Source organism: Ekhidna sp. (genome assembly GCF_039940915.1).
Taxonomy (GTDB): domain Bacteria; phylum Bacteroidota; class Bacteroidia; order Cytophagales; family Cyclobacteriaceae; genus Ekhidna.
The window spans coordinates 424657-441141 of sequence record NZ_JBDVFO010000001.1; the positions used below are offsets into that span (position 1 = coordinate 424657).

The 16485-nt window shown below is 41.6% G+C and carries 15 protein-coding genes and 1 riboswitch; of the genes, 8 read left to right on the plus strand and 7 right to left on the minus strand.

What is annotated here, in order from left to right; translation table 11 throughout:
• Position 1 precedes the first annotated feature (1 nt).
• From ABJF57_RS01930 to ABJF57_RS01940, 3 genes are all read right to left on the minus strand, one after another.
• Positions 2-331: a PadR family transcriptional regulator gene (locus ABJF57_RS01930; protein WP_462231792.1), complete on the minus strand. Its 330-nt coding sequence runs from the start codon at positions 329-331 to the stop codon at positions 2-4.
• Positions 332-340: 9 nt separating this feature from the next.
• Entirely contained in the window at positions 341-727 is a 387-nt protein-coding gene (locus ABJF57_RS01935) for a hypothetical protein (RefSeq protein ID WP_462231790.1), read from the minus strand.
• Between the two features lie 97 nt (positions 728-824).
• Positions 825-1469, minus strand: coding sequence for a DUF6503 family protein (locus ABJF57_RS01940; protein WP_462231788.1), 645 nt, complete (start codon positions 1467-1469; stop codon positions 825-827).
• Positions 1470-1511: 42 nt separating this feature from the next.
• Here ABJF57_RS01940 and ABJF57_RS01945 point away from each other — a divergent pair, with 42 nt between their 5' ends.
• The 3 genes from ABJF57_RS01945 to ABJF57_RS01955 all read left to right on the plus strand — a co-directional run bounded on the left by ABJF57_RS01945 (position 1512) and on the right by ABJF57_RS01955 (position 4918).
• Positions 1512-1874 (plus strand): hypothetical protein, encoded by a 363-nt coding sequence (locus ABJF57_RS01945; RefSeq protein WP_462231786.1) that lies wholly within the window; start codon positions 1512-1514, stop codon positions 1872-1874.
• 117 nt (positions 1875-1991) lie between these two features.
• Complete coding sequence (locus ABJF57_RS01950) at positions 1992-2318, plus strand: PadR family transcriptional regulator (protein WP_462231784.1); 327 nt, start codon at positions 1992-1994, stop codon at positions 2316-2318.
• A complete protein-coding gene (locus tag ABJF57_RS01955) occupies positions 2315-4918 on the plus strand; it encodes an ABC transporter permease (protein WP_462231782.1) in 2604 nt (867 codons plus the stop codon). Before ABJF57_RS01950 ends, ABJF57_RS01955 begins: the two co-directional genes overlap by 4 nt.
• Here the strand turns inward: ABJF57_RS01955 and ABJF57_RS01960 are convergent, their stop codons facing one another.
• Both ABJF57_RS01960 and ABJF57_RS01965 read right to left on the minus strand, forming a co-directional pair.
• Positions 4919-6130, minus strand: coding sequence for a TCR/Tet family MFS transporter (locus ABJF57_RS01960; RefSeq protein ID WP_462231780.1), 1212 nt, complete (start codon positions 6128-6130; stop codon positions 4919-4921).
• A gap of 52 nt (positions 6131-6182) precedes the next feature.
• The gene (locus ABJF57_RS01965; protein WP_462231778.1) at positions 6183-7490 is read right to left on the minus strand and encodes an MATE family efflux transporter; all 1308 of its coding nucleotides are present in this window, start codon (positions 7488-7490) and stop codon (positions 6183-6185) included.
• 222 nt (positions 7491-7712) lie between these two features.
• On the opposite strand from ABJF57_RS01965, the gene ABJF57_RS01970 reads away from it, so the two are divergent.
• Positions 7713-8321: a hypothetical protein gene (locus tag ABJF57_RS01970; RefSeq protein ID WP_462231776.1), complete on the plus strand. Its 609-nt coding sequence runs from the start codon at positions 7713-7715 to the stop codon at positions 8319-8321.
• Positions 8251-10218: an ATP-binding protein gene (locus tag ABJF57_RS01975; RefSeq protein ID WP_462231774.1), complete on the plus strand. Its 1968-nt coding sequence runs from the start codon at positions 8251-8253 to the stop codon at positions 10216-10218. The genes ABJF57_RS01970 and ABJF57_RS01975 overlap by 71 nt, the downstream gene beginning before the upstream one ends.
• Here ABJF57_RS01975 and ABJF57_RS01980 read toward each other — a convergent pair.
• Positions 10215-10760 carry an NUDIX domain-containing protein gene (locus tag ABJF57_RS01980; protein ID WP_462231772.1) on the minus strand — a complete coding sequence of 182 codons (546 nt, stop codon included), beginning with the start codon at positions 10758-10760 and terminating at the stop codon, positions 10215-10217. The two genes, ABJF57_RS01975 and ABJF57_RS01980, sit on opposite strands and share 4 nt — an antisense overlap.
• A gap of 87 nt (positions 10761-10847) precedes the next feature.
• A complete protein-coding gene (locus tag ABJF57_RS01985; protein WP_462231770.1) occupies positions 10848-11768 on the minus strand; it encodes a hypothetical protein in 921 nt (306 codons plus the stop codon).
• Positions 11769-11803: 35 nt separating this feature from the next.
• Between ABJF57_RS01985 and ABJF57_RS01990 the strand changes: the two genes are divergently transcribed.
• The 3 genes from ABJF57_RS01990 (at position 11804) to ABJF57_RS02000 (ending at position 16454) form a co-directional block, all read left to right on the plus strand.
• Complete coding sequence (locus ABJF57_RS01990) at positions 11804-13708, plus strand: ABC-F family ATP-binding cassette domain-containing protein (protein WP_462231768.1); 1905 nt, start codon at positions 11804-11806, stop codon at positions 13706-13708.
• Positions 13709-13720: 12 nt separating this feature from the next.
• Positions 13721-14158, plus strand: coding sequence for a T6SS immunity protein Tdi1 domain-containing protein (locus tag ABJF57_RS01995; protein WP_462231766.1), 438 nt, complete (start codon positions 13721-13723; stop codon positions 14156-14158).
• 31 nt (positions 14159-14189) lie between these two features.
• Positions 14190-14281, plus strand: a riboswitch (TPP riboswitch).
• 73 nt (positions 14282-14354) lie between these two features.
• Positions 14355-16454 (plus strand): TonB-dependent receptor, encoded by a 2100-nt coding sequence (locus ABJF57_RS02000; protein WP_462231764.1) that lies wholly within the window; start codon positions 14355-14357, stop codon positions 16452-16454.
• Positions 16455-16485 lie beyond the last annotated feature (31 nt).

Sequence of the window (16485 nt, forward strand, 5' to 3'; positions counted from 1 at the left end):
ATCAGATCTTCGCAAATCGTAACTGTGGAATCTTTTGATAAATACTGGTGCGCAAATCATGAGAGGCATCAAGCACCTTTTTGCCGAGAGCCGTTACGATGTAGAATTTTTTCCTGCGACCTCCTCGCTCCTCAGTGATTCCTCCAAATCGAGAGTTCACAAAACCTTTTTTCTCAAGTCGTTTTAGCGCGACATGTATTGCACTAATGTTGATTTTCTTCTTCGTTTCCGCTGTGAGGAACTCATGTATTGAAACACCGTATGCCGCATCGTGCTGAGCGGCAACAGTAAGTAAAACAAGCTCTTCAAACTCACCTAGTTGATATTCCATTTTAATATTTTAATCTTCTGATGAAATTAATTTTTGTCTTGGCCCTATATGTATGTACAGTTTATCTTGATAGACTATATCCCCCATTTTAATACTAAATATTAGGTGCTTTTCATCGTCATCCGCCAGCTGAAGCCCTCCCTCACTTTGTACGTACCCATCTTCATCAAGCCTGTCACGCGCCACCAAATTTTGACAATAAAATGACCTTAACTTCTTTTTGGCAAGTCGTTCGACGCTCTTCCTTTCAGCATATCTTCGATTGATATCATTGTCCCAGTCAATGAAAACTTCATCCTTTTCGTAGTTGCAATCTTCCAGATCCTCGGTATAGTCCTGAGCAAGCAGGCCACTTACTATACATAAGAGAGCCGCGGCGATTACCATTTTTTTCATCGTCCTGAGTTTTTTATTTACTTAACAAACGTGAATATAATATATAAGTTTCACATTTGTTAAGTAAATGATCTGAACAAAATATTTGGAAGGAGACTTATTCGGACTTTACTAATATATCAGTCCCTAAATATTTCATTTCTGGTAAAGTATACCAGCTTCTTTTTTTAGGAATGTTAATTCCCTGGATGACAATTTCTTCTTCAAGGGTAATCAACTCTCCTTTACCAGCCTCCTCATCCTTATAGAATTTGTATTGGAGCATTCTTCCAGTGGCTTCATCAAAAAAGAAATACCAGGTGTCTTTTTCATAGGCAATACGGAGTACGTTGCAATTGATATCATTGACCTTTGCATCTTTTGCTGCAGTTATGTTAGGTGTGCTTTCATCGTACAACTTCATTGGCAAGCCCCACAGATACAGGTAATAGTTTCGAAGCACTAGAGCTCTTTTCTGATCTTTATCTCCTTTCAAAACTTGTCCATCATCTCCATTTACTTGATAAATCTCTTCGTCATTTCGATTGATCTTCATATAACTCTTGGCATTGTTAATGGCGATTACTGTTGAGCGATCTGGCCCTTCAGGTCGGGTTTCTTTAAACGTGAATATGGCCGAAAGTGAAGACCAGTTACTTTCTGGATCATGATAGCTTATCGCTTTTGCTAATACTTTTTCAGGTGTAATTTGAGCGTCACAAAAAAATGGGCATACAATGAGTGCTAAGAAAATCTTTCGCATAGTTTGGCTAGATTGAATGGTAATCTGTGGAAGTTATTAAAAATGAATAAATCTGCGAAGACCGTCTGGCTATTTGGTATTTACTTGATCATTGAAGGACTTTTCCTGATGCTGGCTCCTTCATGGATACTGAGTGCTATTGGTATTCCCGACCCTGAAAGCGTCTGGCGTATTGTTTTAGGTTTTGTTGTGGCTGTTTTGGGGTACTACTACATCCGAAATGCAAAGGAAAACCTCACTCCTTTTTTCGGGTTCACTGTTCAGGTCAGAATCGTCCAACTCGTTTTCTTTGTCTGGCTCTACACCTTTGAGCGTGGCACCTTTGCCCTCATTGTTTTTTCATTCATTGAGTTTGCAGCTGGCATGTGGACGTGGCACGTACTTAAGGGTTCATCTCCTAAATAATTTATTATTTAAACAAAAATTAATTTTATCCGTATCAATATTTTAAACAAAAATTAATTTAATGAAATAAGTCTGTTCTCAGGCGAATTTCATATCACTTAAGAATAGCCAATACATATGAATCTTCAACTTGGAACGCTTGAGGAAATGATCTTGATCATTCTCTTGATGAAGGATGAAACTTACGGAGTTGAAATTGCCAAAGAGTACAAAAATCAATTGGGCCAATCTATCTCCCTACCTGCCATACATGTGGTTTTCAAAAGACTGGAAAAGAAAGGTTTTGTCAATTCCAGACTGGGAGATCCCACACCTGAACGAGGTGGAAAGGGGAAACGACTATATCGAGCAACAAATAAGGGCTATGAAACGGCACAAGAACTGCAACATCGAAGAAACGAAATTTGGAAAACCATCCCCAAGTTCAACTTTAGTCGTGCATGAAATCTACTCACCAGCCACCGCGATGGGCCTTGAAGCTTCTGGAATTTTTCCTTCGACCCGATTATTCTGACGAAATCCAGGGAGACATTACTGAAGCATTCTACTGGCGAGTAGAAGAGGAAGGCCTTTTAAAAGCCAGATTCCTCTTTGTATTCGAAATACTTAGATCGCTTAAACCAGTCAATCTTAAATCTTTTCACCTCTTATCTCTTAATACTATGATCTTTCGCAACTACATCAAAATTGCTTTTCGCACACTTCTCAAGAGAAAGTCAACCTCTTTCATCAACATCTTTGGACTTTCAATAGGTGTGGCCGCTTTCATATTTATATTCCTTTATACCTATCAGGTATTTACATTTGATGGTCACCATGTAAAAAAGGATAGAACCTTTCTAGCCTTCAAAGAACGCATTACCCCAGATGGTACCCAGGCCACCTATGATACATGGCTCCCGCTAAAGGATCGGTTGTTAACGGACTATCAACAGATAGAAAGTGCTGCCAGATACTATTCTGCAGACGCCAGTATTGTGAAAAACAATCGCTACCTGGAGGAGTCTGTTGTGTATACAGATGCATCTCTTTTTGACATTTTCACCTTTCCAGTAGTGCACGGGAATAAGGAAAACGTCTTTCCTACTAAGAACTCTGTAGTACTCAATGAGGTGATCGCAATCAAGTACTTTGACACCAGTGATGCTGTAGGCAAAAGTCTTGAAATCTTTCTCCAAGAGGAAGACACCACACTCAGGTATGAGGTTTCTGCAGTGATCAAAAAAAATCCAGAGAATGCTTCTTTGACTCCAACGATTATGATACCCATGGAAAGCATACCCATATATCCGGAGTTGGCGAATCGCTGGCGTGGATCTTTTATTACAACATACGTCCTGTTGAAAGACGAAAGTGATGCATCAGTACTGGAGGCTGATTTTCCTAATCTCGTTGAATCGATATGGGATGCAGAAACCCGGGACAATACAAACTTCAAACTGCTTTCATTCAATGAAGTTTATGATACCTTTTTTGGGGATTCATCCAATGCGCGCACCTTGCTAGGAATTGGAATCGGCATTTTGCTCATTGCGATTATCAATTTCATGAACCTTTCTACGGCGCAAGCAACTCAGCGAGCGAAAGAAATTGGTTTGAGAAAAGTTTTGGGCGCCTTTCAAGGACAACTGCGAACCCAATTTATGACTGAGTCTTTCGTAATGTCACTCATCGCCACACTCTTTGGGGTGATCATTGTCGCTTTGACACTCAACCAGTTTAATGACTTTTTTGAGGTAACACTATCGATTAGTCAGTTTTCACCTGTGCAACTGATCAGCGCCTTTGTGATTTTAATACTCTGCCTTGGCATGCTCAGCGGAAGTTATCCTGCACTTTACCTTTCATCGATCAATGCCATCGAAGTACTCGGTAAAAAATTGGGTGTCGGGGGATCCGTTTTCAGAAATACACTGGTGATTGTACAATTTGCAATTGCACTATTCCTGATCGCCAGCACCATCATTGTCAGTCGACAAATCAACTACATGACAAGCAAAAACATGGGCTTTGAATCTGAAGGAATGATGGTCATCTCAGCGTCAGCAAGAAGCTTCACAGATCGCGAAATTGGCCAGACCCGACTCAATTCATTCAAGGATGAACTCATAAACAGGTCATACGTATCTGACATTTCTTCCAGCAGATCCGTGCCTACCTCCTGGACATCCGGCTTTACATTCGTCACGCCAGATAATTGGGAGGGAGATCGATTGCGCATGCGCTATACCTATGTAGACGCCAACTTTTTTGATCAATATGGTATTCCTATTAAATATGGGAGAAACTTTCTCGCAGATTCCGAGGGTGATCAACGAAGTTCGGTGATCATCAATGAAGCTGCGATGAAGGCATTTCAATTTTCACCCGAAGACGAAAACATCATTTTATTAGGGAGCAACAGAATAAATGTGGTAGGAGTAGTCGAGGATTTTCATTTCGAAACTCTTCAAAACGAGGTGGCTCCTTCACTGATCTTTCACCGTGTCGCAGGAAATCCTGCTGCACACAGACTCATCACGATCAAGATGGAAATGAGTAATCTTGCGGAACGAATCGCTGAGATTGAAGCCCTATGGAATGAGCTTGGCTCTACACAAGAGTTCACCTATTCATTCATGGAAGATCGTGTGACAAACCTCTATGAAGCAGAGACCAGATACCTGGGCATGGTTGGCTTATTTTCTGCTATTTCGATCTGCATTGCATGTTTAGGACTCTATGGCTTAACCCTCTTCATCATCGAAAAGCGAAGAAAGGAAATCAGTATTCGGAAGGTTCTCGGTGCTGAAATTAATACGATTTTAAAGCTGATTTTTTCAGACTTCACCAAATGGGTCATCATAGCTTTTGTTATCAGCGTCCCGTTTGTGATTTTCTTTCTCAGCGAATGGTTAGAATCCTACTATTATCGAATTGATATTTCATGGATAACGTTTGCGGTGGCACTCCTTATAGTACTTGGTCTGGTGATTTTAACCGTAGGTTATCAGTCGCTAAGGGCTGCTTCATCAAATCCCGTAAAGTATCTTAAGGATGAGTAACTAACCCTTGATCTTGATGAGGGACCTCCTTGCAATAAAAATACTTAGGATGGCAATAGCCGTACCCACCATAAACGGCGCTCCCGGAAAATAAACCTCATTTTCCGGGTTGGTATAATATCTAAACACACCTGTCATCAGTAAGGGGCCTACTATGGCCGTCAGTGTCATGATACTGGCAATTCCTCCCTGCAGCTCTCCCTGAGAGTTTTTGGGAACTTCACTTGTCATAATGGATTGGAGAGAAGGTCCTGCAAGTCCGCCAAATGCATAGGGAACGATTACCAGATAGACCATCCATCCATAAGGAACAAGACCCATCATGAAAAGACCAAAAGCATTGAAAATAAACCCCGTATAGATGGCTTTCATTTCTCCAATTTTTTTAACAATTGGTCCTACTAGCCCTCCTTGAACGATTGCTACCATTATTCCAACAAAACTCAATGACAGCCCTATGTCTTGGGGTGACCACCCAAATTTTTCGGAAGTGAAATATGACCAATTGGTATGTGTTGCATTGGCCGCTACATAGATGAAAAACATGCTAACCAGCAATCCGATGATTTTCTTATAATTCAAAATTTGTTTGAATGTTCCAAAGGGATTTGCGCGCTTCCAGCTAAATTCTCTTCTGTCTTCTCTTGCCAGAGATTCTGGAATTACAAAAAAGCCATAGATCATATTCAGGAACGCCAAGGCAGCGGCAATCATGAATGGAATCCTTGTACCTATTTCTCCTAAAAATCCACCAATGACCGGGCCCACAATAAATCCCAAACCAAATGCTGCTCCAATCATTCCAAAATTTTTCGCCTTGTTTTCGGGCTCACTGATGTCCGCAATGTATGCGTTGGCTACCGTAATGCTGCTTCCGCATATTCCAGCAATGACCCTTGCCACAAAGAACCATTCCAGCGTTGGCGCAAATACAATAATGAGATAGTCAATACCCAGTCCAAAAAGCGCGATGAGTAGCAAGGGTCTCCTACCGTATTTATCACTCAAGCCACCAAGAATGGGTGCGAAAAAAAACTGCATCACGCCGTAAGTAGCGATGAGGGCTCCCCCGATGAACGAACTCTCACTTGAGTTCAGTCCGGCTACTTCTTCAAATAGTTTGGGTAAAATTGGAATGATCAAGCCAATGCCAATAATATCTATGAGCACTGTAGCAAAAATGAAGATTAGGGCAGCTTGTTTCTTTTTCATGACTTGAAAATGATCGGCATAGTTAATCCATACAGATTAAAAATGGCTATACTCAAAAAACAACCTTTTTGGACAGCCTGTTGAAGCGCCACATGTTGAAAACACCAGCAATCGTCAGCCCCAGAGAAAGGGCATACCATACCCCATTCACTCCCCAGTCAAATACAAAAGCGAAGACGTACCCTGTAGGTATTGCGATGAGCCAATAAGAAACAAATGTGATGATTGTTGGAACCCTCACATCTTGCAACCCTCGCAGGACTCCAAGACCCACGGCTTGAATTCCGTCAGATATTTGAAACGCCGCAGCAATTACAAGTAGCGTTGAAGCCATTGCTTGCACCACCTCATTATCTATGTAGAGAGCAGGTAGGAGATTTCTAAAGGCGATGAATATTAAACTACAGCCGCCCATAAATATGGTAACCAATCCAAATGATGAGAACCCAGCCATTCTAAGATTTTTTCGGTCTTTCAATGCCATTTGATTGCCAATTCGAATCGTTGATGCAGCAGCCAACCCTGTTGCAGCCATGTAGCTTATCGCAGCAAGGTTCAAGGCTATATTGTGTGCTGCTAGCGCTTCTGCGCTTATCCAACCAACCATGATTGCAGCGAAAGCAAAAGCGCCTACTTCAAAAACATATTGCAATCCGGAAGGCACACCTATTCTTAAAAGGTCCTTGATCCCCTCCCATTGAAACTTCCACGCAAAGCCAACACACTTCTTTCTAATCCACCAAATCATAAGGGCAAACATGATTACGCGCGCAATCAAGGTGGCAATCCCTGCGCCATTCAAACCCAGCGCAGGTGCTCCAAGTTTTCCATAAATCAACATGTAGTTGAAGAAGACATTCAATAAGTTGGCGAAAACTGAAACCATCATCGGGCTGAAGGTATCCGAGAGACCTTCAGCATATTGACGAAAGGTCTGAAATATCATTAGTGGGATCAAGGATCCGCACATGATAATGAGGTATGGAGCGGCAGCCTTTGCTACTGGCACTTCTTGTCCAAAAAGATGAAGCAAGTGACTTGCTCCATAACCCAATACAAACAAGATCAATCCAAGGCCCAGGTTCATGAAAAATCCATTCTCCAGATACTTCAGAAGTTTGCCTTGATCCTTAGCATCAGTTGAGGCCACCTTAGGAGTGATGGCGTAACTCACGCCTATTCCAAAAAGCATAAGGACATGATAGATCGTGCCTGCAAAAGTTGCGGCTGCCAAAGGGATAACCCCAAGGCGTCCTACCATAATGCTGTCAGAAACACCAACCATGATATGGCCCAACTGACCAATAATTACTGGCAGTGAAAGTACAATATTTTTCCGCAGATGTTCCTTGAGCGTCATGGTTTTAAGAATCAAGCCGCAAGGTAATCTCTTCGATCATTTAAGGCCAATCTGATGCATCAACGGTTCTCATTTATTTCAGAAATGAAGAAAAATACTTTCCTCTAACGTCAACAGCATTCCATCGTTCATTTCATTTAGTTCATCTAATGAAGCCGGGAAAAGCATTATCATTTGATAATAAAATAATAATTTGTCTCTTCATTATTTAAACCACCGTCAATGAAAACCTTAAGGATTAAGCAGTTAGCATTCATTTTTGTCCTCTCTCTCATCGCCTGTCAAGAGGACCCATTAATAGAAAAGATAGACCCGATCGATGAAGATCTCGAAGAAGCAACCTTGCTGGCAGACGAGTACTTCAATGACATAGGTGGTAGAGCAAACACGGATGAACGATCCATTACCATTCTGAAATACATAGATGGTCAGATATTATTCAACACGAACACTGACACCATCAGTGGCTATCAAGTAGTTACTGAGACTACCATCACAGCATGCGTAGTACCAGGCGAATATGTATTCTGGTATCGTGGAGGAGGATTGGACGATCTAGAAGGTGTTGACTTTGACGAAGACGCTGAAGCCTACCTAAATCAATTGCCGGATGAGTATAAGGAGGATAAAATGTGGGTCTTGAAAGTCCCTGACGAATTTGACCCTGAGCATGATGAGTTAAAGTACGACATTGTATATGAATCAAAAGACAACGAGGGTGTAGTCATCCGATTAGATCCTAAAATTCAAGTCAACAACGATGAAGAATCCGGTGGAGAAGGAGAGGGAGGCGGAGATGGCTCTGCTGGTTCCACAGGTAACGAAGGATAATATCAAGATGATTAGCCCTAAACATCTTATATCTCTTGCGCTTAGCCTATTGATTTGTGTGTCTTCTTTTGCACAAAATCAAGCCAAGGCCGATAGCATCAAGAAGGAAGTCGAGAAAGGAATCTTGTCTCCAAGTCAGGAAATGGCCGCTTACTATTCGTTGTCTACGAACGCAAGTGATCCAGCAGAAAAGCTTGAATATGGAGAATATCTGCTTGAGTTGGCAGAAGAGTTTGACAACCAGGAGTATCGCATAAAAGCGAATTCCAAAATTGGAATTGCGCATCGCTTCATGGGCAATTTAAGCCGAGCGCTTGAATACCTATTTAAAAGCGCAGATGAAGCTGCAGGTAAGCAGCAATTCAAGGCATTTCTTGCGGAGGTTTACGCAGAAATTTCTACCTGCTACACGCAAAATGGTGATTCAGAAAACGCATTATTTTACAATGCAAAGACGATAGAAATGCTCAGAGGCACAAGTAGAAGGCAAGCGTTGGCGCTTACCTTGCTCAATACAGGTTATGATTACTATCTCATTGGTAATTATGACTCAGCAATGGCCTACTACAACGAGTCTGAACCTATATTGGAAGCGATTCGCATGGATTTAGGCATTACCTATATCATTGGCAATCGTGCGCTTGTCTACTGGAAAAAGGGGAATGTCAAAAAAGCGAAGGAGGATCTCTTCAAGGCTATTGAAATGCTGAAACCAATGGGGGATAAGTATGGGATGGCAGATTACTACAATCAACTTGGAAGTATCTACCTTGAAGAAGGGGAAGAAGAGGAAGCTATCAAGTATACCATGATGGGTCTTGAAATGGCCAAAGGTGCTGGTTTGAAAGAACAAGTTCGTGATGCCTCATATCTCCTATATCAATTGTATCTGAAACGAGGAAATCTTGAGGAGGCCATTAAGTTTCAAACACAGTACTATGACTACAAAGACAGCATTCAAAACCTGGAAACTACACAAAGGCTGGGCGACATGCGAACTGAGTATGAAGTAGGCAGAAAGCAAGCAGAGGTTGATTTATTGCTGGAGCAGCAACGAAACACGCGTATCATTTTAATTACTGGTGGGTTTCTTCTGGTGGCATTTATATGCCTTATCATTATCGTATACTCCTACTTCAAATCGAAGAACAGGCTAAGCAAGCAACTGGAGAAGCAAAAAGATGATCTGGTCGTATTGAATCACACCAAGGATAAGTTTTTCTCCATCATCTCTCATGACCTAAGAGGGCCTGTCAATACGCTCAATGGGTTGGTTACTGTATCTCAACTCTACTTGAATGAAGGCAGAGGTGAACAAGTAAAAGGCATGGTGGACAAAATGGGAGAATCTGTTGACCGTCTCACTAAGCTGCTGGATACACTTCTGAACTGGGCACTCCAACAAAGAGGTCATTTCCCTTACGTTCCTGAGCAACAAGATTTGGGAACCATGGCAAAGGATGTCATTGATATGTTTAAGGATACGGCCATGTCTAAAAGCATTGAATTGGAGTACGAGTCAAATGAGGCCTATGACCTCATGGTCGATAAGAATACAACTTCTACCATACTCAGAAACCTGGTTAACAATGCCATCAAGTTTACCAATACGGGAGGAAATGTTAAGATCAGCGCTAGCGCTGATGAAAACAATGAATTTTGTGTTATCAAGGTTACCGATAATGGAGTAGGTATGCCAAAAGAAAAACTGGATGTCCTGTTCGATCTGAATGAAAAAATCTCTACAAAAGGAACATTGGGTGAAACAGGCCTAGGTTTAGGTTTGCAGTTGGTATGTGAGTTTGTAGACCTGAATAAAGGAAAAATCGAAGTAGAAAGCGAGGAAGGAAAAGGCACCACGTTTACAATTTCCCTTCCGCTTGTCACTGAGAGTTAAATACCAAGAATTCTGGAAAGACGATAGATAGCTGCAACACTTAGGCTATCAGTAATCTCTCCACGATCACACATCATTAAAGCTTCCTGAAAAGGAAGCTTTTTTATTTTTAGGTCTTCACTCTCTTCAAACGCGGTATCGCCATGGGTAAGCCCCTCAGCCAGGTAGGCAAATCCTGTTTCATCCGTGACAGAGTTGGATGTATGGATTGAGCAGATTTCCGTCCATCTTTCCGCAGTGAGTCCTGTTTCTTCCTTGAGTTCACGCTTCGCTGATTCCAGTTTTGGTACTTCAAGCAGCCCTCCTCCCATTGGAATTTCCCATGAGTACTCTTCAAGCGTGTATCTATATTGACCCACCAGCCAGGTGTTCTGATCTTCATCCAACGGGATAATACCCAATGCCCAGTTTTTGTAGTGAACTTTACCGTAAATCCCTTTCCCTCCGCCTGGATTGGTCACATCATGTTCAGTTAATTTGATCCAGGGGTTGGCGTATATTTCTTTCGAGGAATGGGTTATCCAGGGGTTTTCGACTTTCATTTTCTAAAAATACAAGACCCTGAAACAAGTTGAGAGCGACATCTATGATAAATACACTAAACCGGCTGATTTATTTTCAGCATGCATCTACTGTGTGGATAATCCCAACTCTTTCCTGATCTCCCTATCCTTATTGTTATTCTTACCCCAATAAGCTGATTTTATTGTATTGATTCGTTTGGCTTTGGTGGTTAGCATCTCTGGATTTCCAAAACCACTCATGTAGCTTTCCTCCCATCCTAAGATCGTATGTGGAAATGTCGATTCAAAATAGATAGAAAGCGAGCGATCATCGTACGTTATCTCATACATTTTATGTGCATCATCCGCATATTCTGAAGAAGTTAATGCCACCAGTTTTGCGTCCGCCTTCCTCACTTCGTGAGGTCTATGACGCAACCTCAGATAGAATGTGGAGGGAAATAAATCTACCTTACCCACTGGAAGATTCTCAGGATTCATCCGGATTCTTGTCCACAACTCATCCTCTAGGATTGCATTTGGAACGAGCACATCCAAATCCCCTTCTGACTCGAAATAAGAAAATCCTCGTATACGATATTCTTCATCCTGCAAGTTCATCTGCATCCAGGTATGTCCACACCATTCTTGTGAAGAAGTGGTCACCTTAAACGGGTCAGGGTAAATATTCGCAGAGACGGGAGTAAATGTGCTCATCATCATCGAATAGGGATAGATACCAGTGAGAAATTTCTTGGTCATGTTTAGTTTCATCACGCTCACGTTATCTGAGCTCTGATCTCTCCAATCATCCAACTTCACTTGTTTGTCTTTTGAAAAAGGTTCGGTGACAAACACCAAAACTGACTCACCTGCATGTATCTCGCCGTAACGTGCCTGCTCTAGCCTGTAGCTTGAAATTTCAGCTTCCCCTGCATACCAGTAGCCATTAAAATCTTTAGGTTTTTCAGTTGATACTTCCTGCGAACTGGACGGAGCACATGCGATCAATGATATCAGGAGAAAGGAGTAAATGAAATTTTTCATAACAATTGGATTTATAGATATAAAACTAAAACCGAATGATTTGTTCCAATTGTCGAACAGCTACTTTTGCGGCTATGAATTATTTATCCATTGAGGGCCTTAGCAAAAGCTATGACGAGAAGAAATTGTTCGAAAATATCACCTTCGGGTTAGATCAAGGACAAAAGGCCGCTCTTGTAGGCGTGAACGGCACTGGAAAGTCCACGCTGATGAAAGTAATTGCTGGTATGGAAGTACCAGATAGAGGAATTGTTTCTTTTCGAAAAGGACTCACCGTCTCCATGCTTCCTCAGCACCCCGAATTCAATCCGGAAGAAAAAATCATCGAAGCTGTATTTGCTGAGGATAAGGAAGAGCTCAATGTGATTAGAGATTACGAACGTGCCATGTATAAGACAGAGCACGATCCTGAAAATGCTCCCGATTTGAGTCCAATCCTTGAACGCATGGATGCCTTGAATGCATGGGAGTATGAGCACCAAATCAAGGCAATCCTAGGTCAGCTTGGTATTCATGACTTGGAGAAAAAGATGGGCGATCTATCTGGTGGTCAAAAGAAACGAGTGGCAATCGCACAGGCGTTGGTAGTAAATCCTGACTTCCTTATTTTGGATGAGCCTACCAATCACCTGGACTTAGCATTGATCGAGTGGCTTGAAAATTATTTAGCAACGGCTAACCTCACACTCTTGATGGTAACTCACGATCGCTATTTTTTAGATCGTGTAACCAACGAAATTTTAGAAATTGAGCATGGTGAAATCTTCCGATATAAAGGAAACTATAGTCAGTTTTTAGAGAAAAAAGCTGAGCGAATGGAGATGGAAGCTGCCTCAATTGACAAAGCCAAAAACCTCTTCAAAACAGAGCTTGAATGGATGAGGAGACAACCCAAAGCTCGGGGAACCAAGGCTAAGTATCGAGTTGATGCTTTTCAAGATGTGAAAACCAAAGCGCACAGTGCGGTTCAAACCCAAAAGATGGAAGTGAATCTAAGAGGTGAGCGTCAAGGCAAGAAGATTCTGGAATTGGATCATGTAAGTAAATCCTATGAAGGCTTGAATTTGGTGAAAGATTTCAGCTACGTATTTAAGAGAAGGGAAAAAATTGGAATTATTGGCCCGAATGGAGTAGGGAAATCCACATTTCTTAACATCCTCTCGCAGCAGGTAAAACAAGACTCAGGGCAAATTGAAACTGGACAAACCACCAAGTTTGGATACTATACGCAAGATGAAACCATCTTCGATCCCAATAAGAAAGTACTGGATATCGTAAAAGAAGTTGCCGAATACATTGAGTTGGACAATGGCAGTCAGGTTTCCGCCTCGCAACTACTCAACCAGTTTATGTTCCCACCAAAAATGCAGCACAACTTTGTAGGTAAGCTCAGTGGTGGAGAAAAACGAAGATTACAACTTCTGAGGGTACTCATGGCTAATCCAAACTTTCTCATTCTGGATGAGCCTACCAATGATTTGGATATCACTACATTGAATGTCCTGGAAGATTACTTGCAAAACTTTGCTGGTTGTCTCATGATTGTATCTCACGACAGGTATTTCATGGATCGACTTGTCGATCATCTATTTGTCTTTGAAGGCAATGGCAAGATTAGAGACTTCCCTGGTAACTATACAGACTACAGAGATAAAGAAGGGGTGCCAGTTGCTGAGCTCCCCCAACAAGAAAAACCTAAACCTGCTGAACTCGTTGCTGAAAAAACGCCGACAAAAAAACTCAGCTACAACGAGCAACGCGAACTAGATCAACTAGACAAGGACATTCCCAAATTGGAATCTAAGAAAGCAGAACTTCAGGAATCCCTCAATTCTGAAACCGAATACGAGAAATTGCAAGAAATCAGCGCACAGATAAAATCCATCGAAGATGAGCTGGAGGAAAAAGAGATGCGGTGGTTGGAGCTGAGTGAGGTATAATTTAAACTCATTATGGAAAACATTATTGAAGCAATTAACAAAAATTGGTCATGGTCAAAAGTAGAGGCTAAACGGATTGTTCAGGTCAATCAATTTGGCAATATCATTTTTGAAAACAGTAAAAATGAATACTATCGAATTTGTCCTGAAGAGTTAAAGGTTGAATTAATCGCAAATTCAAACGAATCTTTTGCAACACTATTGAATAACCCAGTTTTTCTAGCCGATTGGGAAATGAAAGTTTTGGTTTCTGACTCAATAAGTAAGTTGGGAGCTCTTGATGAGAATGAAGTGTTTTGTCTAAAACTACCGGGAGTTCTTGGCGGGGAGTATAGCCTTGACAATGTCGGCAAAATCATCCTATGGGAATTAATCTCCCTTAGTGGCCAAATAGCCTTTCAAACCAAAGATTTACCCGATGGCACTGAATTTAAAATTTCAGTCAAATAGGAAGTTAAAATAACTAGACTACATACATTTGCACTCAATACAGGGGTGCCGATAAGCGGCTGAGATCATACCCATACACCTGATCCGGATAATGCCGGCGTAGGAAAAAATCACGATAAAGATCGAGATCAAGTATGATAACCAATTATGAAGAGTCCCCGCTTTTCGATGGTTAAATGTTAATGTTTTAAACACAATGAGAACTTTATTTCTATCAGCAACTATGCTGATATCAGGCCTTGCCTATGCGCAAGACAGCTTGAAAACCCTGCAACTCGAGGAAGTTGCCATTACCGCGGTGCGTGCTTCGGAGCAAGCACCCATTCCGCAGACCAACATTTCTAAGAAGCAAATTGAAGAAGTCTATGTAGGTCAGCATCCCATTTTTATGCTGGAAAAACTTACGCCGGGTTTCTTCTCCTATTCAGAGTCTGGTAGTTCGTTTGCAAATTATGGGTCGTTTAGGCTGCGAGGTATTAACCAAGAGCGAATCAATATTACCCTAAACGGTGTACCCTTAAACGATATGATTGATCAAGGTGTATTCTTTTCCAACTTCACAGATGTTGCCAATAATTTTGAAAGCATTCAGGTACAAAGAGGTGTAGGGACTTCCTCCAATGGAGTGAGCAGCTATGGAGGCTCAATCAATTTTGAATCTATCAATCTGCGTGGAAAAGAATCATTTTCTGAAGCACAATTAGGTGTGGGATCTTTTGATACTTACAGAGGGAACTTTCAGCATTTCACCGGTATCAATGAAAAAGGTTGGGGCTTCTTAACCAGCTTTAGTAAGCTGACGACAGATGGCTACCGGGACAATACCGAAACGGATGCGACCTCCTTTTTCCTTACAGGCGGTTATTATGGAGATAGAGATATTTTCAAAATGACACTCTTTTCTGCTCGCTCCGAAAATGGGTTGGGATATTACACGATCGATAAATCTATTCTTGATCAGAATCCAAGATTCAATAACCTGACAACAAACGACAAGGACGACTTTCGACAGCATATGATCCAATTGCAATACAACCGCTTTATAAATGAAAATTGGACGGTTGGTGCTACTGCCTATTATGGTGGAGCAGGTGGTGATTATATAGAGGGAACACCGGATGTGGACAGTGTCTTTGTTGAAAACTATTTCGCACAGTATCAAACAACTTTCTTTGCGATCAACTATCCGTTGAGCAATGACCACTTTGGCGGGATTTTAAATGCCGACTATTCACAGGGTAAGCTAAACTTAAATACTGGACTCCACGCCTATACTTTTAGAAGGGAAAACAGAGAAGAGGTTTTGCCCGATATCGCAAACCCTTACTACCTGGAGCAGTCACAAAAAGATGAGATCAGTTGGTATGGAAAGGCCACCTACAACTTTGGAAAACTTGTAGCATATGCCGATGTGCAGGTCCGAACTGCCAAGCTGACAATCTCCCCTGATTACAATTGGATTGGTATTGCTTCTGAAGGAGACATCACCAACGACTGGACCTTTATTAACCCAAAAATTGGCGTTACATATGATATGACCAATGCACTATCTCTATACAGCTCATTTGGAAGAAGTGGTCGAGAACCTGCTAAGATTGATTTGTTAGGAGGCTTTCAATTGAATGCTTCCAATTATCCTTTAGTAAGAGCAGGCAACAATTTCAAAGAAGAGTATGTCAATGACCTGGAAATCGGTGCGCGTTTGAATAAGTCGAACCTTGTCATAGATGGTAACTTCTATTACATGAGCTTCGAGGATGAAATAGCGCCAATCGGAGATGTCATTGCTTTTGGGCTGCAGGCAAGGGAAAACATTGCGAAAAGTACCCGTGCCGGATTTGAGTTGCTTTGGGTGTATTCACCTTCCAAACTGATAGAACTCAATGGAAATCTCGCGTATCTTAAATCAAACATTGAGAACGCTAATGTGGCCGGAACTGAAATCTCAGATAAAGAGCAAATTTTGAGTCCTGATTGGATTGTTAACACGCAAATAAAAGTCAACCCCACGGAGAAGTTGTCTCTGGGACTATCTGGGAGATATTTAGGTGAGCAGTTCATGGAGCTGTCAAATAATCCAACGTTTACTGTCCCATCTTCCTTCATTGCAGATTTTGTGATTGAAGCTCAAGTCTCACCTTCAATCAAAGTAACAGGCTATGTAAACAACTTGCTTGACAAAACATACTATACTTATGGAGTGCCAGGTGATGTGGATTTCAGCGGTACCACGGAGCCTGGATTTTTGGCTCAGCCCGATCGAAACTTCTTCTTAAACTTGAATATCAAGTTTTAATTAGTAATAACAAGGAGAAGCCACCTTGCTT